Source organism: Rhizobium sp. 01L419, assembly GCF_056400025.1.
Genome location: NZ_JBFTSM010000008.1, coordinates 297,634 through 320,712 on the forward strand (window position 1 = coordinate 297,634; position 23,079 = coordinate 320,712).

The following is a 23,079-nucleotide window of genomic DNA, read 5'->3' on the forward strand; positions in this document are numbered from 1 at the left end:
CAGGACATGGCACGAATAATCGACATCAAGGCAGACAGGCAGGTAGCTCTCGAAGCCGGCTGCGCGGCACTTGCCGAAGGTTTTGCGATCGCCGTTCCCACCGAGACCGTCTACGGACTTGCCGCCGACGCCACCAATCCGGCCGCCATCACCCGCATCTACGAGACCAAGGGCCGACCGCGCTTCAATCCGCTGATCTGCCACATGGCGGATCTTGCTATGGCAGAAGCCTATGCGGAATTCGATCCGATCTCACGCGCGCTCGCAGAAGCCTTCTGGCCCGGCCCGCTGACGCTGGTGCTGCCGTTGAAGACCGGCACCGCGATCCATGCGCTGGCGACCGCAGGCCTCGACAGCGTCGGCATCCGCATACCGAAGGGCTTTACGGGCGAATTGATCCGCGCCTTCGGCCGGCCGCTCGCCGCCCCCAGCGCTAATACGTCCGGCAAGGTGAGCGCCACGAGTGCCGCCCATGTCGAGGCCGATCTTGGAGCGAAGATACCGCTGATCCTTGATGCCGGAGCGAGCGCGGTCGGCGTGGAATCGACGATCGTGAAGGTCGAGAATGGCGAACTGCGGCTGCTCCGGCCGGGAGGTCTGCCAGCCAGGGAGATCGAACGGGTGGCTGGCAAGCGGCTATTGCGTTCGAAAAAGGCGGCCGCCGCGATCGAAGCGCCAGGCATGCTTGCCTCGCACTATGCGCCGGGCGCAGCCGTCCGGCTCGAGGCCACGGCTCTTTACCCCGGCGAAGCGTTGATTGCCTTCGGGCCGAACGAGGTTGCAGGCGCCGAGCATGCGGCGATGGCGCTGAACCTCAGCCCGCACGGCGATCTGGCCGAAGCGGCGGCCAATCTTTTCGACTACATGAAAAAGGCCGATTCGAGCGGCGCGGCCGTAATCGCCTTCTCGCCAATTCCCGACGAGGGGCTTGGAGAAGCAATCAACGACAGACTGCGGCGCGCGGCAGCACCGCGCGAGTGACGAAGAAGGACCGGGCTCCATGAACAGCACAAATATTTCTCAAGACATAATCGAACGGTTCACTGCCATCGTCGGCGAGAAATATGCGCTGCGCAGCGAGGCCGATCTGGCACCGCACCTCGTTGAAAACCGCGGCCTCTATCACGGCTCCTCCCCTCTCCTGCTGAAGCCCAGCTCGGTCGAGGAAGTTTCCGCGATCATGAAGCTTGCAACCGAGACCGGCACGGCCATCGTACCGCAGACCGGCAATACCGGCCTCGTTGGCGGGCAGACGCCACGCGAGGGCAAGGCCGACGTCATCCTCTCGCTCGAACGCATGAACAAGATCCGCGACGTCGATCCGATCGCGAACGTGCTGGTGGCCGATGGCGGCGCGATCCTCGCCGAGGTGCAGAAGGCCGCCGAGGCGCATGGCCGCCTGTTTCCGCTGTCGCTCGGCTCCGAAGGCTCCTGCCGCATCGGTGGCAACCTTTCCACCAATGCCGGCGGCACGGCGGTTCTTGCCTATGGCAACATGCGCCAACTCTGCCTCGGTCTCGAAGTCGTGCTGCCGACGGGCGAGATCTGGGACGGGCTTCGCCGCCTGAAGAAGGACAATACGGGCTATGACCTGCGCGATCTCTTCATCGGCGCGGAAGGCACGCTCGGTATCATCACCGGCGCAGTGCTGAAGCTCTTCCCACAGCCGCTCGGCCATCAGGTTGCCTTTGCCGGGCTTTCTTCAGTGGAGGATGCGCTCGCCTTTTTCAACCTCGCTTCCAGCCTCTGCGGCGCCTCGCTCACCGGCTTCGAGCTGATGCCGCGCTTCGGCGTCGAGATCACCGCGCGCAATATCGACGGCGTACGCGATCCGCTGGAAACGCCGCATGACTGGTACGTCCTGGTCGATATCTCCACCTCCGATTCCGCCGAAACGGCCGAGCGGATGATGAATGCCGTGCTGGAGCAGGGTTTCGAAGCAGGCCTCGTGCAGGATGCGGCGATTGCCTCCTCCGTCGCGCAGCAAAAGGCGCTCTGGCACATGCGCGAGAGCATGTCGGAAGCCCAGAAGCCGGAGGGCGGTTCGATCAAGCACGATGTTTCGGTGCCGGTTTCGAAGATCCCGCACTTCATGAACGAGGCCGGCGAGGCGGTGATGGCAGCGATGCCCGGCGCACGCATCTGCGCCTTCGGCCATATGGGCGACGGCAACATCCACTACAATATCTCCCAGCCGGTCGGTGCCGACAAGGATGCCTTCATTGCCCGCTGGCACGAGATGAACCATATCGTCCACGGGCTGGTGCTCGCCCATGGCGGTTCGATCTCCGCCGAGCATGGTATTGGTCAGTTGAAACGGGACGAGTTGGCATCGATCCGGCCGGGAATAGAGATCGAATTGATGCGCCGCATCAAGCGCGCCTTCGATCCGGCAGGCATCATGAACCCGGACAAAGTCGTGAGCCTCGAGGACTGAGGCTCACGCCGTCATCAGAGCAGCTATGCCGCCTGGCCGGTGCCGCCGGTCAGGAGTTGAAGTGCCGGCGACTGCTGTGTGTTGTTCTTGATGTCGTACATGGCCGTGAAGCGCTTGATGAGCTTGTCGACCTTCTTCGGATCCTGCAGATCTTCCAGCTTCACGAAGCGATTTAGCAGATCTACCTGCTTGTCCACGTTCATCGCCGAAATCTGCTGCGGCAGGCTAAAGGTCGTCTGAACGACCTGATAGAGCGCCTTGTCGCCGAGAATCTGGTAGATCGACGTGATGTCACCGGCCTTACGCTTGAAGTAAAGTGCCAGGCGAACGCCATCATTGCTTTCGCCCTGCTGGTTTTCCAAGGTCTGCTGCACATACATCTGCTGCGTATTCGCTTCGGCCTGCTTGTCCTGGATCGTGCCCAACTTGGCGCGGGTCAGATTGCCGTCCTTGTCGAAGTTGAAGGAAGCAACGATCTCCTTGAAGCGCTCGTCGGCCTTGGTGTTGAGATAGCTCTTCTTGTCATCGGGATCGGACGTGAAGATCTTCTTCAGCGTATCCTTGTCGTAGTTCTTCGGATCGAGACCGTTCGCTTTCAGCACGAGATCCGTCAGTCGCTTGTCGGCCAGGAAATCGTCGAGCGACGTTACGGTTGGTATGGTCTTGCCGAAATAATCGACTTCCTTGGTGGCATCCTTGGAAGCGCGGTCCTTTGCGGGACCGTCTTTCATGAGCATGGTCGCATGCGACTTATAATCGGTCGCATATTTCGCCAACGTGGCAGCGGAGAGAGCCGCCAGGGGTTCGGCAGCCTTACCGTCAGCACCGAAGTTGAACGCGCGCACCATCTTGGTGATGCGGTCATCCTTGAAGGATGCGACATATCCCTTCGGATCATACGGGTCGCTGGCGAGCAGCTTGCGCATGGTGGAACGCGAGATGTCGTTCGTCGTCAGGCCGTAAGCCTGCAGCGCCATCTGATAAAGATCCGGATAGGAGTTGTTGCCGAGAAGCGTATCGGCGGTGGAGTTGGTCTTCATGAAATCATTGATGCTCTTTACGCCATCGGCGTCGTCCATTCGCGATTTGTAGTTCGCGATGATGCGGTCAATGAGATCGTTGCCCTGATTGTTGACGCGGGAAGTATAGTTGTCCGAGGTATTCGTCGTCTGTTCGCCGGTTTGGGCGGATGTCGAGGTCGGCAGCGATCCATCAGCGCGGAAATTGAAAGCAGCGTTGAGATCGCTCTGGCCGACGGACGCGGCATGGGCCGGATCGGTGAGGATATTCTTCAATTCGGCGTCGGTAGTGTCGTAGCTCAGACCGTAAGCCATCTTTAAATAGTCTGTCAGAGATGAATCGGCGAGCAACTGATCGACGTCGTTGACGTCGCCCATCCGGTCCAGAATACTTTCCTCCCTGATGGAAGCGGCCGAATTCACGGAGGCCATCTGCGCAGACGTCTGTGCCGAACCGGCAGCGACGGTGCCATCCGCCTGAAAATTGAACGCCGCCTTCACATTGGCATAGGGTCCGGTGCCGCTCTGATCGGTGAGAACATTGCGCAGATCGGCATCCGAAACGCTCGTCGGAATGGCGAAGGCATAACGAATGTAACTGTTGAGCTTCTGGTCACCCAGCAACTGATCGACGCTGGCGATCGAAAGCATCGCGTTCGCGTAATAGGTGGCGGCGTCGCTCCCCTTCTTGTTCATCGCGGCAACCTGATCGGCATTCTGTGACAGGGTGTTTTGGGCGACCGTGCCGTCCTGATGGAAATTGAAAAGCTGATAGACGTCACCGTAGCCCTGGGCAGCCGCGACCGTTGGATCGGTCAGAATGCCGCGTAGCGTGGTGTCGCTGACGTCGTTGCCAATCTGCATGCTGGAGCGCAGGAAGCTCACCGCTCTGTCGTCGGCGAGGAATACGTCGACCGCCGCGGTCGTGCCGTTGTTGGAAAGCTCGCTGAGCTTGACCTGATAATACGAAGAGTTGTTAGCGACGAGCTGATTGATGCCCTGAAGCTGGAGAGTATTTTGGGCGCCGACAATGGAACCATTCGGCTGCGTCTGGAAGGTGACCGAACCATCCGCGTTGAAATTGAAGGCGTCATGGATGTTCTTATGGCCTGCGGTATCGGCATAGGCGGAATCCGTCAGGATGTTCTTCAGTTCGGCGTCGCTGAAATCCTGACCGAGGCCGTAAGCATCCTTGATATAGGAGGTCAGCATTTTATCGGACAGCAGTTCGTCGACATTGTCGATCGGGCTGACACCACCCGGCGGCATCATCATGTTCGAGAAGTAGCTCGAGACGTTCGACGCGGCAGTCACGATGCCAGTCAACTGATCATAGGACTGCGCGCGCTCCGTCGGAGAGACCGTACCGTCGGACTTGAAATTGAAGGCCTTGTAGGCGTTTCCCAGATCGACCGAACGGGCATAGGAAGGATCGGTCAGAACGTTGCGCAGCTGCGTAAAACCCGGATCCATGCCGAATGCGGCGCGAACGTAATCTGCAAGCCGCTTGTCGTTGACCAATTGATCGACATTGGTGATCGTGCCGATCTTGGACAGATAGTAGCTCTTGTTGAGATCTGACATCGCTTGGCTGGTATAGTACACATCACTGGCCGTACCGTCGCGGTCGACAATCTGCGTCGCGGTCTTGATGTTATACTGTTCGATGACGTTGTTTTTCTGTGTCGCGGTCTGGGCGACGCCGCCGACTGCGGGAGCGCGGAACGCGTAGAGCGACGCGACGCTCTGGGTCTGATCGGAATTCTGTGCAGAACCGTTGACCGAGCCATCGGCGTTGAAGCTGAAATAGGAACGCAGTTCCTTGTATTTGTCGCCGACATAGTTGAGCGACGGATCGGGATTGCTGAAGGGCACGTCGCCGCCGAGAGTGGCCGGATCGCTTGTCAGCACCATCTTGATGAAAGCGTCATCGGCCGTTGCCGGATCGATGCCGACCGACTGCAGCGCAACCGTGCGCAGACGGGGATCGGCGAGGAGATCGTCGACCGACTGCACCGAACCGATATTGTCCCGGAAATACTGTGCATCGCCATTATCGGGCTTGAAGCTGAACTGCTGTGCGAGCGCATAGAGCTTGTCGCCTACATATGTCTTGGTCGGATCGACGGGTGGTGCGTCCGGGTTGGTGGGGTCCGGCGCATTGCCGGCAAGCTTGCTGATGTCGGTGGTCAGGACACCAGCAATATAGTCCTTCGACATGTAGGTCGGGTCGATGCCGACGCTCTTGAGTGCGTAATTCAGGAGACGGGGATTGCTGACGAAGTCCTGGACGGTTTTCACGCCGTCCATCTGCTTGCTGTAATATGTCGTCTCAGTGGCGGTCTGCTGTGCCGCGTCGGCAAAGGACTGCTTGTAAAGGCCGATCAAATCGTCTTCCTGCGCGTCCGTCTGAATATCCTTGGGCGGCGCATTGAAATTGAAGGCGGCGGCGAATTGCCTGTAACGCGTATCGGAGAGCTTGTTGGCGAAGCTGTTCGCATCTGTGAGATCGCTCTGCAGGACCTTCTTCATGAAGGCCTTGGCATAGGTCATGTCGTCGAGGCCGTAGGCTTTCATGGCGTAGCTATAGAGCTTGTAGTCGCCAAGGAAGTCGTCGACGTCCTTCACCTTATTGATATTATCGACGTAGTACTGGGCATCTTTCTTGACCTGCGCCTGATTGGCGACGCGGTCCAGACTCTTGGGCATATCGCGAGACAGGATGACATATGCGAGGGATGCCGTGATCATAAGCGCGCCCTTTTCAGCAAAATCTTTAAAGAATGACAGACTACTGGCGGGAGTATTTTGCCATGCAAAGCTTACCTGAGGCTTACCTAAGGCTGTCCCGCTTTGACACGGCCCCACATTCACCTTCCGGAAACCCTGCCATATTCACTTTTGCTAACCATTCCCGGAGGCAGGATTTCCTTAACCGCGATTTTTAAGCTGTACGGAACGGGGGGCGCCTATTGTCGGCCATAGAGGACGAAAAGTCCCGAGGAGAAGACCGGAAACCGGCTCTCAGGTAAGACAAGGGTAGAAATGAAATGAAGAATACCGTTCTGAAGCCCGTCTGGGCTGGCACGACATTGCGTCTTGATCCGTCTCGCTTTCCGCAGCAGGTAAGCTATGCCATCCACGACCATGCCGGTGACGTCAGCATAACGATAGACGAACGCGGCGCGGTCCTGCGCAAGATTCTCCCCTCCAGCGGCCTTCCGCTCTCCATCGCCTTGCCGCGGCGCGTTTTCAAAGGCGTTGCGGCCCGCGCCATCGACCACGGCAACGGAGACGTCACCGTGACGCTCGAATTGCATCACGAAGATCCGGAACTCTGCATTCCGCTGCTCGTCGCCCATGATCTCGGCGATATCGCCGCCGACTGGCGCAGCTGGTCGGAAGCCTTCGGCATTCCCATGCTGATGGTGGAAGCCGACGGCGTCGCCAGGCCGCTCGAAGAGCATCTCGGCGGCCTGCGCACGAGCGAAATGAAGCCGCGCCGTCGTCATTCCTATTTCGCAAACCGTCGCCCGCGCTTCCTCGTGCGTCGCACGACCGGCAAGCTCGGCGTCATCATGAAGATCGAAGGCAAGGAAATCATTGCCCGCAACTGAGCGCTACGCTCAGAACCTCTTTAAGACCCGGCCTTTGCGCCGGGTTTTTCGTTTGCGCTCAGGGAATGGCGAAAAGCAGCGAGACGAACAGGCCGAGAAAGATGATCAATCCGACGCGGGTGTTCGACTTGAAGAGTGCGAGGCATTGGGCGCCATCGTTGATATCGAGCTTCCTGATCTGCCATGCAAACATCCCGGCGGCGATCAACAGACCGACGAAAGCCAGAGGGCCAACGCCCGCAAGTACGAAGGACAGGAACATCAGCGCCAGGGTCAGCCCATAGAGGCCGACAAGCGCCAGACGCGTGCGCTCGCCGAACAGGCGCGCGGTGGAGCGAACGCCGATCAGCTCGTCATCCTCCTTGTCCTGATGGGCATAGATCGTGTCGTAGCCAATCGTCCAGACGACCGACGCGAGGTAAAGCAGGAAGGCAGAGAAGGAGAGGCTGCCGAAAATCCCTGCCCAGCCCATGAGCGCGCCCCAGGAAAAGGCAAGGCCGAGGAAGAATTGAGGCCAGTCGGTAAAGCGCTTGGCAAAGGGATAGAGCGCAACGATGCCAAGTGACAACACGCCAAGGAGCACGGCAAACCAGTTGAACTGCAACAGCACGAACAGGCCGACCAGCGCCTGTAGCCCGATGAATATCTTTGCCTGCCGATGCGTCACACGACCCGACGGCAGCGGACGCGAGCGGGTGCGAGCTACCTGCATGTCGATCTCGTGGTCGACAAGGTCATTATAGGTGCAGCCGGCGCCGCGCATGGCAACAGCTCCGAGGAAATACAGGAACAGATGGTAGAGCAGCAGGGCGCCGGAGAAGACCCGCGGCTCGATTGCGGCGTTGGCAGCGAGCGTCGCCGACCAGAAGCACGGCCACATGAGGAGCTGCCAGCCGATCGGCCGGTCCCAACGGGCCAGTTGCGCATAAGGCCACAGCCAGGGCGGCAGGATGCGATAAACCCAATTATCCGAGGGCGCATCGGCAACCCGCCCGTTAAGACCGTCAATCTGTTGCATGCGGCCATCTAGCGACGGGCAGCACATATGGTCAAGACTCCATCGCCGGCGAGCTGCGCCATCTGCGGCCCGATCGTATCCGCTTCATGTCGCAAGGCTCCTGCCCTGTGGAACGAAGGAGAGTTCATCGGATCACCGGTCGGCCGGCATATCTATCGCTGACGCGCAGCCAGCGCACGTTTCACGTCGTTTTCGGCTCCATCCAGTAAAGAAACCAGGGCTTTGCTCGCGCCGGCGGAATCGCGATTTGCCATGCTCTCCACGACCTGCTGATGCAGCGGCAGCGAATGACTCTGCCCCTGCGGATTGTCGTCGGAAAGCCGAAAACTGATCACCAGCGCTGTCTCGATCAGCGCCGCCAGCGAACCGATCAATTCATTGCCGGACATGCGCAGGATCGCCTGATGAAACGCGAGGTCCGGCACCGCAAACCGCGCGCCATCATCGCCCGCCCGCTCCATATCGGCGAGCAGACCACGCAAATGCTCGATCTCTGCCGGAGTGGCGCGTTCGGCCGCCAGCGCACCAGCCGTCGGCTCGATCGCACGACGCAACTCGAAAAGCGAGCGGGCGTCTTCGGCTGTGGTTCTTCCGCCGTAGCGCCACAAAAGCACGTCCGGATCGAGAAAATTCCAATCCTTGCGTGGACGCACGCGCGTGCCGATCTTCGGGCGCGATTCCACCATGCCCTTGCCGGCCAAGACCTTGATCACTTCACGCAGCACGGTGCGGCTCACTCCATGCGCGGCACTCCAATCATCCGCATTCGGCAACGGATCGCCGGGCAAAAGATCGCCTCGCACGATGCTCTGGCCGATCTCGTTGAGCACCCTCGTGTGAAGGCTGCTGCCGGTCATCCCCTCCATGCGCGATGGCGCCACGAAAGCCGCAGATCGAGCTTTCGCATTCTTCCTATTCTTCATACTATTCATACTATTGTCACATCGCTCCCCTATTACCGCCCTCATAGAACAGTCACTTCAGTGACGTCAACTCACAATATACTAATAAACCATGATACTCATGTTTAATTAGAATCAGAGTCCCATAAATGGAAGCTTTATTATGGATTTTCTGACAATATCTCGGGCCTAGATCCCGACTTTTATTTATTATTTCAGCGTATATATTTTCGAAAATCGAAAATTACGCGATTTATAAATCGAATATCGCAAATGTATAATCGCATTTTCGATAGGTTCGACTGCGCGCGCTGAACCAGCACGCGCCCCACTCTCCATGAAAGCATCGCGACCGACCGGCCCTCGAGGCCTGTCGAGCGGATCACTGCGCTTTCGTCACACCGCCTTCACCGTCGCCGCCTGCCGTCAGGTGGCGGCCCTCTCGGCTGCGACCAAGCAGCCTTTGCCCTACGAAAAGGAAACTCGAAATGCCATTTATGACCAGAGGTCCCTCAACCAGGGCGCCCATGGCGCAAGCGGCAAGACCGCTCCTCCTCACCGCTCTCCTCTGTGCGACGGCCATTCCCGCTTATGCCGTCGAGCCCTGGATCATGGTCGAGAAGTTTACATTCACCGACGATCCCATCACTTATCGCGGTCAGGGTGTGACGACCGACGGCAAGAACTGGTACTTTTCCGGCACGAACGCGCTGGACAAGGCGGACGGCAACTTCAACACGATAACCCGCGACAACAGTGCGATCGACCCGGCTCTCGCCAATCCGTTTGCCGGTGCGCCCAGAGGCCTCAACCATATCGGCGACATCGATTACGCCGACGGATACCTTTACATCTCGCTGGACACCAGCACCCGCGATCCCGTCACCGGCGAGAAATACAACACGCCGGTCTTTGCGATCTATAACGCGAGCGACATGACCTACACGGGCAAGTATTTCTCGCTGACCCCTCCGCACGGCACGCATGACGTTGCGAGCTGGGTGGCCGTGGATGCCAAGAAGGGCCTCCTCTACGGCATGGCCTATGACAATTCCACGGAGATCGCGGTCTACAATCTCTCCGACGGCTCCTTCAAGCAGTACATCCCCCTTTCGAGGACGATCGACCAGGCGCAGGGCGGCAAGATCCTCGACGGCTGGATGTATTTCTCCACCGAAAGCGATACAAAATCGCTCTACCGCGCCAATCTGACGACAGGCGAAGTGGAAGAGATCGGCCAGCTCGACACTCCCGGCGACCAGGAAGTCGAGGGTCTCTCCTTCGGCTGGACCAAGGATGGCTGGTCGCTTTATGTCATCAACCGCGAACAGCCCGATCCGCTGCTCGACGAGTCCATCGGCTTCTATCGTTATCTGCGGCCTTACGGCAATGCGCTCTCAGGCGAGGTGCATTCCAGCGTCAAGGGCGCCTTCATCCAGGACAGCCTCTATCTCGACGATGCGGTCGGCCAGCGTCTCCGCTCAGCGTTCAGCGCAGTGGGCACGCCGACGTCGGAGGTCACCTCTTACGACGAGAACGGTTTGACAGGCGCTATCAGCAACACCGAAGGCCTCGCCATCTGGAGCCAGGCGATCGGCGCCAAGAGCACGACCGAGGGAGCGGGCTACGCAGCCGATTTCGACCACTCGACCGGCGGCATCGTCTTCGGCGCCGACGCGGCGGCCGGGGCATGGCGCTTCGGCGCGATGGCCGGCTACAGCAATACCAGTTTCGATGTCGATGCCCGCACGTCATCCGGCTCGAGCGACAACGTCCATCTCGGCATCTATGGCGGCACGCAATGGGGTGCGCTCGGCTTCCGCACGGGCGTCTTCTATACCTCGCACGATATCAGCACTAAGCGCCATGTCGTGTTCCCGGCATTCAACGAGACCCTGTCGGCCGACTACGACGCCCGCACCACCCAGGCCTTCGCGGAACTGGCTTACCGGATGGATTTTGAAGATACCGCTTTCGAGCCCTTCGCCAACCTCGCTTATGCCCGCCTGAAGAGCGACGCCTTCTCGGAAGAAGGCGGCACGATCGCAGCACTGTCAACCGGATCGTCCACTATGGACACCGCGTTCACCACGTTCGGCATTCGCGCCTCCACCGATATCGATCTGCAGGATACCAAGGCAACCGTGCGCGGCATGCTTGGCTGGCGGCACGCCTATGGCGATGTCACGCCGAGCTCCAAGCTCGCCTTCAACACCGGCGCGAGCTTCGATTCCGTCGGTGCGCCGATTGCCGAGAATGCGCTGACCATGGAAGCCGGCCTGGACTTCAACCTCGCGAAAAACGCGACGATCGGCGCATCCTATGCCGGTCAGATCGCAGGCGAGACCCAGGATCATGCATTGAAGGTCAATTTCAACGTGAGCTTCTGAGCCGGACCTGAAGTCCGCCGCAGGTCGCGGCTCTGGACACCGTTGAAAAAAGACGCCGCAGCGCCTCCCGGGTGCCTGCGGCGTCTTCCGTTTGATACAGTCGGGCGGCACCTTCGTGCGCGGCCCACCAGCCTTTACGACATTCTTTCCGGAGTTCCCCGATGAGCCAAGATGCCAGCGACAACCTTGCGACCTACGCCAGCTATCCGAGCCTCCGAGGCCGAAGCGTGTTCATCACCGGCGGGGCGGGCGGCATCGGCGAAAGCCTCGTGCGGCACTTCTGCGCCCAGGGCAGCCGGGTCGCCTTCGTCGACATTGCTGAGGAGAGCGGCCGTGAACTCGTCGCTACGATAGAGGCTGATGGTCACACCGCACCGCTCTTTCTTCCCTGCGACCTGCGCGATATCGAGGCGCTGAAGCAGGCGATCCGGCAAGCCGTCGCGCAGAACGGCTCGCTTCGGGTGCTCTGCAACAATGCGGGCAACGACGACCGACACCAGACGGAGGACGTGACCGTCGCCTATTGGGATGACCGCATGGCGATCAACCTCCGCCATCAATTCTTCGCCGCTCAGGCCGCCCGGCCCTTCATGAAGGTGCTCGGCGGCGGCTCGATCATCAATTTCGGCTCAATCACCTGGATGGTCGGCGACCCGGACTGCCCGGCCTATGTGACGGCGAAAGCGGCGATCTGGGGGATGACGCGGGCGCTTGCACGGGAGTTCGGCCCCGAACGCATCCGCGTCAACTGCATGGTGCCCGGCTGGGTCATGACCGAGCGGCAGATGCGCCTGTGGCTGACGGAAGCCGGCGAACGACAGATCGCCGAGCGCCAGTGCCTGCCCGACAGGCTGCAGCCTTCCGACATTGCCCGCATGGCACTGTTTCTCGCGGCTGACGACAGCGCCATGTGCACCAGCCAGCAGTTCATCGTCGATGGCGGTTGGGTATGATCACCCAACCCGCTTAGTTCAGCGTGAAATTGAACTTGTAGCTCGCAGACAAGCCGATCAGGAACTGGTTCTTCGAACCTTTCTCGCGAACAAGGCTGCTATCCGCGGCCGGACCGGCAAGGCGCTTGTATTCCGCGAAGGCGCTCGTCGAGAGGTTCTCCGTCGCATTCCAGGTCAGCGCTGTGCCTACGCCATAAGACTGCAGGCCGGCCGAGGGATCGTAGGGCGTCAGACCGCTTGCAGCCGCCTGCTGGTCGTTGACGCCGTAATAGGAGTCGAAATAGCCGCCCGTTGCGAAGGTGGCGCGCGGACCGCCGGAAAGCTGCAGGTCGGGTGCGATATCGGTAAAGGCGTCGATCGCAACGTCGGCCACGAGGCCGTCATGGGAGCGGATGCCCTGACGAACTTCGGCGCGGGCGCGCAACCAGTCGGTCGGGTAGACTTCCGCGAAGCCGCCGATTTCGGCGCCCCACTTGACCTTCTTCAGGCCGCGCAGATCCTTGTCGTCGCCTTCGTCACGCTCCGGCACATAGCGGCCGACGATACCGGCGCGGAAGCCGCCATTGTCGACAAGAGCGAAGGAGGGATTGTCGTTGCGCGAGGAAAAGCGCGGGCCGGTGCCCTGCCGGCCGATCGAGATCAGCGGGCTGAACTTGAATTCGTTGCTCGACGCACCCTCGAACTTCGGTGCGGAAAAGCCTGATACGCCGACCTTCAAATACCAGTCGCCGGACCACCAGTGACCGCCTTCCTGGGCGGAGGCAGTGCCGAAAGAGGCAAGGGCAATAACTAAAGAGATCGATACGACTGATCGATTAAACACATCCGCACTCCAGAAAACGCAATACAAGAACGGCCGCGGACGGCGGCGATCGGTACATTTATAGAGAGGGTGTTACCTCATTCTTAACCAAGAGAGCGAGATCGAGGGGATCGGAAATTACTTCTGGTTCCAGCGGCGGATGACCGGTTCCGTCAGATCGTGCTCGTAGCCGAGAACGCTGATGCTCGTCGTATCGAGAATAAAGCGCGAGCCGTCTTCCGGCGGCAGGCCGAGCCAGCGCGCGCCGAGCACGCGCAGGAAATGCGAGCTCGAAAAGATCAGGACCGGCGCATTGAGTTGGCGCAGTTCGGCGATGATGCGATCCGCCCGGGCGCCGATATCCTTTACGGCTTCTCCATCCGGGCAACCATCGCGGAAAAGCTGCCAGCCGGGGCGCTTCGAGAGGATTTCCCTGGTCGTAATGCCCTCATAGGCACCGTAATCCCATTCGGCGAGATCGGGCTTGATGATCGCCCCCTCCCCGAACCCGGAGAGCGTGCAGGTGTTGCGCGCCCGTTGGGAGGGACTGGACCAGACGGCGGAGACGGAAAGACCTGCGAGCCGCGGAGCGAGCGCGCGGGCCGCCGCCTCGCCATTGGCGGTGAGCGGAATATCGCTGCGGCCGGTGTGCTGGCCGGATAGCGACCATGCCGTTTCGCCGTGGCGCACGAGGGTGATTTCTGGAAATGCGCTGCTCATGTCCGTCTCTCCAAAAGAAAAAACGCGGCCGAGCCGCGCTTTTGATGTCAGAAGGTGAACTTCTCCAGGGGTGGCCGCGTCGCCTCGAATTCCTTCAGCTTCGCCTCGTTCTCCGGAATATAGTTCCGGTTATCGGGCGTCGCGAACTGGTTCTTGGTGATCTGGATCTGCTCGATGAAGAGTTCGTCCCAGCGGAAGCCGATCTCGGAACCGGCCAGATAGAACTCCCACATGCGGAAGAAGTTCTCGTCGTAAAGTGCGACGGCTTCCGCCTTGCGGGCCACGAAGCGCTCCCGCCAGTGGCGCAGCGTATAGGCGTAATGCAGCGGCAGCACTTCGACATCGCGGGTCAGCAGTCCAGCCTTTTCGACCGGCACCAGCGTCTCGGCGATCGAGGGAATATAGCCTTGCGGGAAGATGTACTTCTCGATGAAGGCGTTTGTGGCAAAGCTCGGCTTCGGACGCGCGATCGAATGCAGCAGCATGATGCCGTTGTCATCCAGGAGCTCATGCACCTTCTTGAAGAAGCTGCCGTAATTGCCGATGCCGACATGTTCGAACATGCCGACCGAGACAATGCGGTCGAACTTCCTGCCGGTCAGGTAGCGATAGTCCTGCAGCTCGAAGCGGACACGATCGGCAAGGCCGCGTGCCTGCGCCCGCTCGCGTGAGATCTTCAGCTGCTCTTCGCTGAGCGTGATGCCCGTGACATCGAGGCCGGGCGTCGATTCCGCCAGATACATCGCCATCCCGCCCCAGCCCGAACCGATCTCCAACACGCGCTGGTTCGGCTGCGGCATAAGCTTTGCCGCGATGTGGCGCTTCTTGGCAACCTGCGCCTCCTCCAGGCTGATATCAGGCGGATCGAAATAGGCGCAGGAATATTGCCAGTCCTCATCAAGGAAGAGCTCGAAGAGCTTTTCGGAGAGGTCGTAATGGTGGGCGACATTACGCTTGTTATGGTTGACCGGCATGCGGCTCTTTAATTGCTGCATGGCGATGCGGCCCATCAGCAGGGCAGCCATCTTGAAATCGAAGATTTCGTTGGTGGTGTTCTGCTTCACCAGAGAGAGAAAGTCGTAAATGTTGCCCTGTTCGAGAATGAACCGGCCTTCCATATACATTTCGCCGAGCTTCAGCGTCGGATCGCGACGGATCGCATCCTCGGCTTCCTGATCGGCAAGACGAACGGCAACCGGATTACCGGTGCCATTGCCAATCGTGTGGGTCTCGCCATTGGCAAGAGTAAGGGCCAAAGAACCCTTTCGGACAATTTTTTGGACAATCGATAAGAATGCCGACGCCATGGACGCCTCGCAAATGTGACAGGATGGTCACATCAACTTAATAGCTCTTCGCTGCCTTACAAGCGCCGGATTTAGCACTCCGCAAATTCAATTGCCAAAGTGTGACATTTTTGCAAACTTGATGGCTAAGCCCTTATTTTCGCTTCATGGCTTCAGCAAGCGCCGCGCCGAAGGCGCCCTGGCTCTGCGGCTTCGCCGATGCGGGACGGCGGTCCTGCTGCGGAGGCGAGCCTGCGTTTCCGCGCGACTCACCCCGCGGAGAACCCGTCGGAGCGCCGTCATCCTTGCGCATCGAAAGGCCGATGCGCTTGCGTTTTACATCGACTTCGACGACGCGAACCTTGACCACATCGCCCGCCTTCACGATTTCGTGAGGATCCTTGATGAAGCGGTCGGCAAGCTGCGAAACATGTACCAGGCCATCCTGATGCACGCCGATATCGACGAAGGCGCCGAAGGCCGCGACATTGGTGACGGTGCCTTCCAGCACCATGCCCGGCTTCAGGTCGCTGATTTCATCGATGCCTTCCGCGAAGGTCGCAGTCTTGAAGCTCGGGCGCGGGTCGCGGCCCGGCTTATCCAGCTCGGCAATGATATCCTTGACCGTCGGCAAGCCGAACTTCTCGTCGATAAACTTGCGTGGATCGAGCGCCTTCAGGGCGGCGCTGTCGCCCATCAGCGACCGCAGATCACGGCCGCAAGCGGCGACGATCTTCTTTGCCACGCCATAGGCTTCCGGATGCACGGAAGAGGCATCGAGCGGCTCCTTGCCGTCACGGATGCGCAGGAAGCCTGCCGCCTGCTCGAAGGTGCGCTGGCCGAGGCGGGCAACCTTCAGCAGATCCTTGCGGCTTTCGAAAGCGCCGTTCTCGTCGCGGTGCAGAACGATCGCATCGGCGATCGAGCGTCCGAGACCGGAAACGCGCGCCAAGAGTGGCGCGGAAGCGGTGTTGAGATCGACGCCAACGGCATTCACGGCATCTTCCACGACTGCATCGAGCGAGCGGGAGAGCTTCGTCTGATCGACATCATGCTGATACTGGCCGACGCCGATCGATTTCGGCTCGATCTTGACCAGCTCGGCCAGCGGATCCTGCAGGCGGCGGGCGATGGAGACGGCGCCGCGCAGTGAAACGTCGAGCTGCGGGAATTCTGCAGCAGCGGTTTCCGAAGCTGAATAGACCGAAGCGCCGGCTTCCGAAACGATGACCTTGGTGGGCTTCGGCGCCGGAAGTGCCGTCAGCATATCGGCCACCAGCTTTTCCGTCTCGCGGCTGCCGGTGCCGTTGCCGATCGCAATCAGATCGACATTGTGCTTGCGAATGAGGGAGGCAAGCTCGGCCTGCGTTCCACGCACGTCATTCTTCGGCGGGAACGGATAGACGGTGGTCGTATCGAGCAGCTTGCCGGTACCGTCGATGATCGCGACCTTGACGCCGGTGCGGATGCCCGGATCGAGGCCCATGGTGGCACGCGAGCCGGCGGGGGCTGCCAGCAGCAGATCCTTGAGATTGCGGGCAAAAACGTGGATTGCCTCTTCCTCCGCCCTTTCGCGCAGTTCGCGCATCAGGTCGAGCGAAAGAGACATGGAAAGCTTCACGCGCCAGGTCCAGCTTGCAACATCCATCAGCCAGCGATCGCCGGGGCGGCTGGCGCCAATCTCGTAGGCGGCGGCGATCATGCGCTCGACCGGCTTGTTCGGCGAGGCGATCTCGGCATCCGCCTCGATCGTCAGCGTCAGCACCTCCTCGTTCCAACCGCGCAGCATGGCAAGCGCGCGGTGGCCGGGCGCGGTCGCCCAACGTTCGGAATGATCGAAATAGTCGGAGAATTTTTCGCCGGTCGCCTGCTTGCCATCCACGACCCTGGCCTTGAGAAGGGCTGCACCGCGCATATGGGCGCGCAGCTTGCCGAGCAGGTCGGCATTTTCCGCAAAACCTTCCGCAACGATGTCACGCGCGCCTTCGAGTGCCGTCTTCACGTCGGGCACGTCGGCGGTGATGGAAGCTTCGGCCAGTGCTGCCGGCTCCTTGCTGCGGTCAGCGAGGATGGCTTCTGCAAGCGGACCGAGGCCGCGCTCGCGGGCAATCTCGGCGCGGGTGCGGCGCTTCGGCTTGTAGGGAAGATAGAGGTCCTCAAGCTCGGCCTTGGTCGTGGCGGCGGTGAGCTTGCCCATCAGCTCCGCGCTCATCTTGTCCTGGCCGGTGATGGATCCGATGATCGCATCGCGGCGGGCTTCGAGCTCACGCAGATAGACGAGACGCTCGGCCAGCGTGCGGAGTTGCGTATCATCCAACCCGCCCGTCACTTCCTTGCGGTAGCGCGCGATGAACGGCACCGTCGAGCCCTCGTCCAGCAGCTCGATCGCCGCCTTGGCCTGATCGGGCCGGGCGTTGATTTCGGCGGAGATACTTGCTGCGAGCGAACGAAGATCAGCGGCCATGAGATTTCCTGCACTTATTAGGGTTGGCGGACCATAGCGGCGAAAAGCGGCAAGGCAATGCCTGCCGCCGCTTTCCACAGCGCAAGACAGCCCTTGGGCCGATTTAAGCATGACGACTGAGGCACAATTGAGCTTTCTTCTTCCTGTTTTTGCGGTTGTGCAGATGCGGCATTCTTTGGTAGCAGAGGCGACCATTTTGGATCGCCCTGCCCTGCGGGCGCTAGGAAAAGAGTACCATGCCGAACCTGCTTCTCGAACTTCGCTCCGAAGAGATCCCCGCCCGCATGCAGCGCAAGGCCGCCGGCGATCTCAAGAAGCTCTTGACCGATGCACTGGTGGAAGCAGGACTGACCTATGAGGGTGCGCGCGAATACTGGACGCCGCGCCGCCTGACGCTCGACATTCACGGCCTGACGGCACGCTCCGCCGATATCCGCGAGGAGCGCAAGGGACCGCGCACCGACGCCAACGAAAAGGCGATCGAAGGCTTCCTGCGCGGCGCCGGCCTTTCCTCCGTGTCCGAAACACAGGTCGTCAGCGATCCTAAGAAGGGCGATTTCTACGTCGCCGTCATCTCCAAGCCCGGTCGCGGCGCTGAAGATATCATCGCCGACGTGATGCCCGGTATCATCAAGGATTTCCCGTGGCCGAAGTCGATGCGCTGGGGCAAGGCCTCCTCGCAGCCAGGTTCACTGCGCTGGGTTCGCCCGCTGCAGTCGATCGTCTGCACCTTCGGCACAGAACATGAAGAAACGGTCGTCATTCCCTTCGAAATCGACGGCATCGTCGCTTCCAACGTGACCTACGGCCACCGCTTCCATGCGCCCGAAGCCATCACCGTCAAGCGCTTCGACGATTATGTCGCGAGCCTCGAAAAGGCGAAGGTCATCCTCGATGCGGAGCGGCGCAAGGACATCATCCTGCATGACGCCCGCGACATCGCCTTTGCGAGCGGGCTGGAACTGGTCGAGGACGAGGGCCTGCTGGAAGAAGTCTCCGGCCTCGTCGAATGGCCGCAGGTGCTGATGGGCTCCTTCGAGGAAGATTATCTTTCGATCCCGTCGGAGATCATCCGCCTGACCATCAAGACCAACCAGAAGTGCTTCGTCACTCGCAAACAGGGTGAAGAGACGCTTTCGAACAAGTTCATTCTCGTCTCGAATATCCAGGCGACGGATGGCGGCAAGGAAATCGTTCACGGCAACGGCAAGGTCGTGCGCGCGCGCCTGTCGGACGCGCTGCATTTCTGGAAGCGTGACCAGGGCAATCTGCCGGACCTCGAAACGCTGGAAGCTTCCGCCAAGAAATTCGGCCTCGACCTTGCCAAGCCGCTCGACCAGCGCATGGCCAAGCTCGATGCACTAAACGTCACCTTCCATGCCAAGCTCGGTACACAGGGAGATCGCGTCGAACGCATCCGGGCAATGGCCGCCAAGATCGCCATGCCTGTTGGCGCCGACTACAAGGTGGTGGATCGCGCCGCCGTTCTCTGCAAGGCGGACCTGCGCACCGAAGCTGTCGGCGAATTCCCCGAACTGCAAGGCGTGATGGGGCGCAAATATGCGGCGCTGCAAGGCGAAAACGTCTCCGTCTCTGCCGCAATCGAAGACCACTACAAGCCACAGGGCCCATCCGACCGCGTGCCTGACGACAAGGTGGCGATAACGGTGGCGCTGGCCGACAAGCTCGATACGCTCATCGGTTTCTGGGCAATCGAGGAGAAGCCGACCGGCTCGAAGGACCCGTTTGCGCTTCGCCGTGCGGCGCTCGGCATCATCCGCATCCTGCTCGAAAAGCGCGCCCGCGTGACGCTCTTGCCGCGCATCATCTCGCATATGCAGCGTATCGATATGGATATCGGCGCCAATGTTGCCACCGACGACCTGTCGCGGCAGTTCGATCTGCTTTCCTTCTTCCACGACCGCCTGAAGGTCTATCTGCGCGAACAGGGCGCGCGTCACGATCTCATTGATGCGGTGCTGACGCCTGAGGCCGACGACCTCCTGATGGTTGCCCGCCGGGTAGAGGCACTGACGGCCTTCATCACATCAGAGGACGGCATCAATCTGCTTGCCGGCACCAAGCGCGCCACACAGCTTCTCGCCGCCGAGGAGAAGAAGGGCACCGTGGTTGCCGATGGCGTTTCGAGCGCGCTCTTGAAGCTCGACGCCGAGAAGGAATTGTTTGCCGCCATCACCAAGGCTTCGTCGGAAGCGGCCGGTGCCGTCGCTCACGAAGATTTCCGCTCGGCCATGGAAGCACTGTCCAAGCTGCGCGCTCCCGTCGACCGCTTCTTCACCGATGTGCTGGTCAATGACGAGGATGCTGCGATCCGCGCCAACCGTCTCGCTCTGCTGCGGATGATCCGTGCGGCGACCGGAACGGTTGCAGACTTTTCGAAGATCGCCGGCTGAGCCAGCCGATAACAAAAATGGGGCCTTCCGGCCCCATTTTGCTTTGCGCTCATCGTTCCTTTCGCATCTTGGCGATGGTCAGGGTTTCGCCGGCTCGGCCATAACCGCCATCGACGACTTCATCGACCAGAACCATTGTGTAGGGGCGAACGCCCTCTCCGAAAAAATCGACGAACATGGCCGTCGTCCTGAGGATGATATCCTCCTTCTGCTCTGCAGTCAGAGTACCCTCGGGAAACTTGTAGTTTGCGAATGGCATGATGAACTCCTGCCTGGTTTGCGTTGCGACCCGCCAAACCTAGCGGCATCAGGAACATGCTTGAAATTGATATCAAGTATATGCATTCATCCATGCCATGGATTTACACGGCATCGATCTCAATCTGCTTGTCGCCTTCGACGCCTTGATGAAGGAGCGCAGCGTAACGAAGGCGGGCATCCGCATCGGCCGGACGCAGCCGGCCATGAGTGCTGCGCTGGCGCGATTGCGCGGTCTTCTGAAAGACGAGCTGCTGGTGCGTGGACCGCAGAGTCTACAGCCGACGCCGCGAGCTCTTGATCTCGCCGAGCCGCTGTCGCGGGCGCTTGCCGAGATCCAGCGCACCCTCGATTTCACCCAGGCATTCGACCCCTCGACCTCATCTGCCGCCTTCACGGTCGGCCTCTCCGATCACCCGACCTTCGCGCTTCTGCCGCAGCTCGTTGCCCGCCTGGCCGAGGCGGCTCCAAGTGCCACATTGCATGTCAGGAATTTCAGTGCCCGTGATGACGCCATCGATCTGCTGGATGCCGGAGAGGTCGATGTAACGGTCGGCGTGCCCTCGACCAAGACGGGCCGCATTCTGACCCAGTCGCTATTCGAAGAGCGTTTCATCTGCATTGTCAGGAAAGATCATCCGACGGCGAAGAACCCGCTGGATCTCGATGCTTTTCTGGCTCTGCCGCACCTGTTGGTCTCGCCGGAGAACGAGCGCTTCGGCCATGTCGATGCGGCGCTGGCGAAAAAAGGGCTTCAACGGCGGCTCGCGCTGACCCTTCCCAATATGTATGCCGCGCCGCTGCTGATCGCCCGCTCGGATATGATTGCCACCTTGATGGCTGGCGTCGTGGCGGCCTCGGGTCATTCGGACGGGCTCGTCTTGCTGGAGCCGCCCCTCTCGCTCGGCAGCATCCCCTTTGTCATGTCATGGCATCGGCGCAACGATACCCACCCAGCGCAGCGCTGGTTCCGGACGTGCATTTCCAATGCGGCGCCGAGCATGGGGCGCTTTCCGAGCGTCTTCGCACAAAAGAACACGGCCGCCGGGGAAACCGGCGGCCGCTAATATTTTGGTGATGAAAAGGCCTGATGTCTGCGCGCCGTCTTTAAGCGGCGCGGCGACCCTGATGCATGGCGGGGGCGACACCGGTAGAGCTGATGCGGAAGCCTCTGATAAGGCCGAGCAGTTCGTCGGTATCGGGTCGACCTGGCTGGAAGAACGGGCGATCTGATCCTTGATCTCCTTGGCGGCAGCCGCCGAGCGCTGGGCCAGTTCGCGCACTTCCTGGGCGACGACGGCAAAGCCCTTGCCGCTTTCGCCGGCACGTGCTGCCTCGACACCGGCGTTGAGCGCCAGCAGGTTCGTCTGGAAGGCGATCTCGTCGATGACGCCGATGATCTTGGTGATCTCAGACGAGGACTTTTCGATGCCGCTCATGGCTTCGATGGCCTGGGTGACGATCGCATCGCTGTGGGTGGCTTCGGTCGAGACCGAATGAACCCGCTTGCTGGCTTCATGGGCACCATCGGCCGTCTGGCGGACGGCAACGGTCAGCTCATCGAGAGCAGCCGAGGTTTCTTCCAGGCTTGCGGCCTGGCGCTCGGTGCGCTGCGACAGTTCGTTGGAGGCGCGGCGGATTTCTTCCTTGGCCACGCCGATATCACCGCCCTTGGCGCTGACCTGGGCCATGGCGGCCTCCAGATGCGAGAGCGCATCGTTGAAGTTGTCGCGCAGGGCCGCGTACTTCTGGCCGATGTCGGCGCAACGCACCGTCAGGTCGCCGCGGGCGATCTGCTCAAGCGCCTGGCCGATGGTGCTGACGACGCGAGCCTGAACGGTCGCTTCGTCCTGCTGATGACGCTGGTTGCTTTCGCGCTCGCTTTCGAGAGCCAGYTGCTGGGCAGCCTCGCGATCGGACATCGCGTGACGTTCCCGGATCTTTTCCTGCAGCGACTGCGTCGCCTTCGCCATCATCCCGACTTCGTTGTTCATGCCGGTATGCGGGATATCAAGAGAAACATTCTCGTCGGCAACCGCCTGAAGCGCGTTGTGCACGTCCTTCAACGGGTTCGATATGCCCTTGTTGGTCTGGCCAATTTTCGAGGCGTCATAGTGGAACATCATCTGGATGTCGTAGCTATAGCCGAAGAAATAGCCATCGGGGTCATATTTCATGGCGTTGAGCGTGGTGTAGGCCTGCTTCTGGGCGTCTTCCAGCTTCATTTCGCCTGAAGTCACCTTCGCCTGATAGAGCTTGAGAACAGAGACCGCGGACTGGACCTCCGAACGCAGCATGTCATAGCGTTCCTTGTAGATCGCATTGACCGAGGAGCGGACCTGGAAGGTGGTTGCAATCGCAAACGCGACCATCAGGCCAATAACCAGCAAGATAAGCTGCTTCGATATTTTCAAATTCTTCATGATACCTCGCAACAGGAATGGGGCTGCATTCCGGTGCGGTTTTATACCGCCTGTGCGAGCGCGCCGGATGAGGGCGACGCATCTACTGCTGCTTAAGAGAACATGCTGCGACCGGTTAGCTACGATTGGCATCCATCTTATAATAAAGCTTTAATTTTATTAGATTTTGGACAAAATTTCCCTACAAATCGGGGGGTGCGCTAAAAGCAAAACCGCCGGATTTTCATCCGGCGGCCGCTAATATTTTGGTGATGAAAAGGCCTGATGTCTGCGCGCCGTCTTTAAGCGGCGCGGCGACCCTGATGCATGGCGGGGGCGACACCGGTAGAGCTGATGCGGAAGCCTCTGATAAGGCCGAGCAGTTCGTCGGTATCGG

General features: G+C 60.2%; 15 protein-coding genes and 1 pseudogene. 7 read left to right on the top strand and 9 right to left on the bottom strand.

Features of this window, described 5'->3' with window-relative positions:
• The first annotated feature begins 6 nt into the window (after positions 1–6).
• Together AC1DUP_RS18250 and AC1DUP_RS18255 are read left to right on the top strand one after the other, a co-directional pair.
• Positions 7–981, top strand: coding sequence for an L-threonylcarbamoyladenylate synthase (locus AC1DUP_RS18250; RefSeq protein WP_477833573.1), 975 nt, complete (start codon positions 7–9; stop codon positions 979–981).
• Between the two features lie 19 nt (positions 982–1,000).
• Complete coding sequence (locus AC1DUP_RS18255; RefSeq protein WP_115035611.1) at positions 1,001–2,437, top strand: FAD-binding oxidoreductase; 1,437 nt, start codon at positions 1,001–1,003, stop codon at positions 2,435–2,437.
• Between the two features lie 23 nt (positions 2,438–2,460).
• On the opposite strand, the gene AC1DUP_RS18260 is transcribed toward AC1DUP_RS18255, so the two are convergent.
• A complete protein-coding gene (locus AC1DUP_RS18260) occupies positions 2,461–6,207 on the bottom strand; it encodes a DUF1217 domain-containing protein (RefSeq protein WP_477833575.1) in 3,747 nt (1,248 codons plus the stop codon).
• A 299-nt stretch (positions 6,208–6,506) separates the two neighbouring features.
• Between AC1DUP_RS18260 and AC1DUP_RS18265 the strand changes: the two genes are divergently transcribed.
• Positions 6,507–7,073 carry a DUF6101 family protein gene (locus AC1DUP_RS18265; protein WP_113297239.1) on the top strand — a complete coding sequence of 189 codons (567 nt, stop codon included), beginning with the start codon at positions 6,507–6,509 and terminating at the stop codon, positions 7,071–7,073.
• Between the two features lie 58 nt (positions 7,074–7,131).
• Here the strand turns inward: AC1DUP_RS18265 and ubiA are convergent, their stop codons facing one another.
• Both ubiA and AC1DUP_RS18275 read right to left on the bottom strand, forming a co-directional pair.
• Complete coding sequence (gene ubiA / locus AC1DUP_RS18270; RefSeq protein WP_477833577.1) at positions 7,132–8,091, bottom strand: 4-hydroxybenzoate octaprenyltransferase; 960 nt, start codon at positions 8,089–8,091, stop codon at positions 7,132–7,134.
• A gap of 152 nt (positions 8,092–8,243) precedes the next feature.
• The gene (locus AC1DUP_RS18275) at positions 8,244–8,921 is read right to left on the bottom strand and encodes a FadR/GntR family transcriptional regulator (protein ID WP_477833579.1); all 678 of its coding nucleotides are present in this window, start codon (positions 8,919–8,921) and stop codon (positions 8,244–8,246) included.
• A gap of 560 nt (positions 8,922–9,481) precedes the next feature.
• Between AC1DUP_RS18275 and AC1DUP_RS18280 the strand changes: the two genes are divergently transcribed.
• Together AC1DUP_RS18280 and AC1DUP_RS18285 are read left to right on the top strand one after the other, a co-directional pair.
• Positions 9,482–11,383 carry an autotransporter outer membrane beta-barrel domain-containing protein gene (locus AC1DUP_RS18280; RefSeq protein WP_477833581.1) on the top strand — a complete coding sequence of 634 codons (1,902 nt, stop codon included), beginning with the start codon at positions 9,482–9,484 and terminating at the stop codon, positions 11,381–11,383.
• 161 nt (positions 11,384–11,544) lie between these two features.
• Positions 11,545–12,336 (top strand): SDR family NAD(P)-dependent oxidoreductase, encoded by a 792-nt coding sequence (locus tag AC1DUP_RS18285; RefSeq protein WP_477833583.1) that lies wholly within the window; start codon positions 11,545–11,547, stop codon positions 12,334–12,336.
• Between the two features lie 13 nt (positions 12,337–12,349).
• Here the strand turns inward: AC1DUP_RS18285 and AC1DUP_RS18290 are convergent, their stop codons facing one another.
• The 4 genes from AC1DUP_RS18290 to AC1DUP_RS18305 form a co-directional block, all read right to left on the bottom strand.
• Complete coding sequence (locus AC1DUP_RS18290; protein WP_113310706.1) at positions 12,350–13,159, bottom strand: MipA/OmpV family protein; 810 nt, start codon at positions 13,157–13,159, stop codon at positions 12,350–12,352.
• 117 nt (positions 13,160–13,276) lie between these two features.
• A complete protein-coding gene (locus tag AC1DUP_RS18295) occupies positions 13,277–13,858 on the bottom strand; it encodes a histidine phosphatase family protein (protein ID WP_113310705.1) in 582 nt (193 codons plus the stop codon).
• Positions 13,859–13,905: 47 nt separating this feature from the next.
• Positions 13,906–15,165, bottom strand: coding sequence for an SAM-dependent methyltransferase (locus tag AC1DUP_RS18300; RefSeq protein WP_113297246.1), 1,260 nt, complete (start codon positions 15,163–15,165; stop codon positions 13,906–13,908).
• Positions 15,166–15,298: 133 nt separating this feature from the next.
• A complete protein-coding gene (locus tag AC1DUP_RS18305; protein ID WP_113509614.1) occupies positions 15,299–17,608 on the bottom strand; it encodes a Tex family protein in 2,310 nt (769 codons plus the stop codon).
• A 236-nt stretch (positions 17,609–17,844) separates the two neighbouring features.
• On the opposite strand from AC1DUP_RS18305, the gene glyS reads away from it, so the two are divergent.
• Entirely contained in the window at positions 17,845–20,022 is a 2,178-nt protein-coding gene (gene glyS, locus AC1DUP_RS18310) for a glycine--tRNA ligase subunit beta (protein ID WP_477833586.1), read from the top strand.
• A 49-nt stretch (positions 20,023–20,071) separates the two neighbouring features.
• On the opposite strand, the gene AC1DUP_RS18315 is transcribed toward glyS, so the two are convergent.
• Positions 20,072–20,281 carry a tautomerase family protein gene (locus AC1DUP_RS18315; protein WP_113297249.1) on the bottom strand — a complete coding sequence of 70 codons (210 nt, stop codon included), beginning with the start codon at positions 20,279–20,281 and terminating at the stop codon, positions 20,072–20,074.
• A 97-nt stretch (positions 20,282–20,378) separates the two neighbouring features.
• Between AC1DUP_RS18315 and AC1DUP_RS18320 the strand changes: the two are divergent.
• Positions 20,379–21,275 (top strand): annotated as a pseudogene (locus AC1DUP_RS18320) (LysR family transcriptional regulator); the annotation flags it as partial.
• On the opposite strand, the gene AC1DUP_RS18325 reads toward AC1DUP_RS18320, so the two are convergent.
• Complete coding sequence (locus AC1DUP_RS18325; RefSeq protein ID WP_477833589.1) at positions 21,207–22,703, bottom strand: methyl-accepting chemotaxis protein; 1,497 nt, start codon at positions 22,701–22,703, stop codon at positions 21,207–21,209. The pseudogene AC1DUP_RS18320 and the gene AC1DUP_RS18325 overlap by 69 nt on opposite strands.
• Positions 22,704–23,079: the final 376 nt, after the last annotated feature.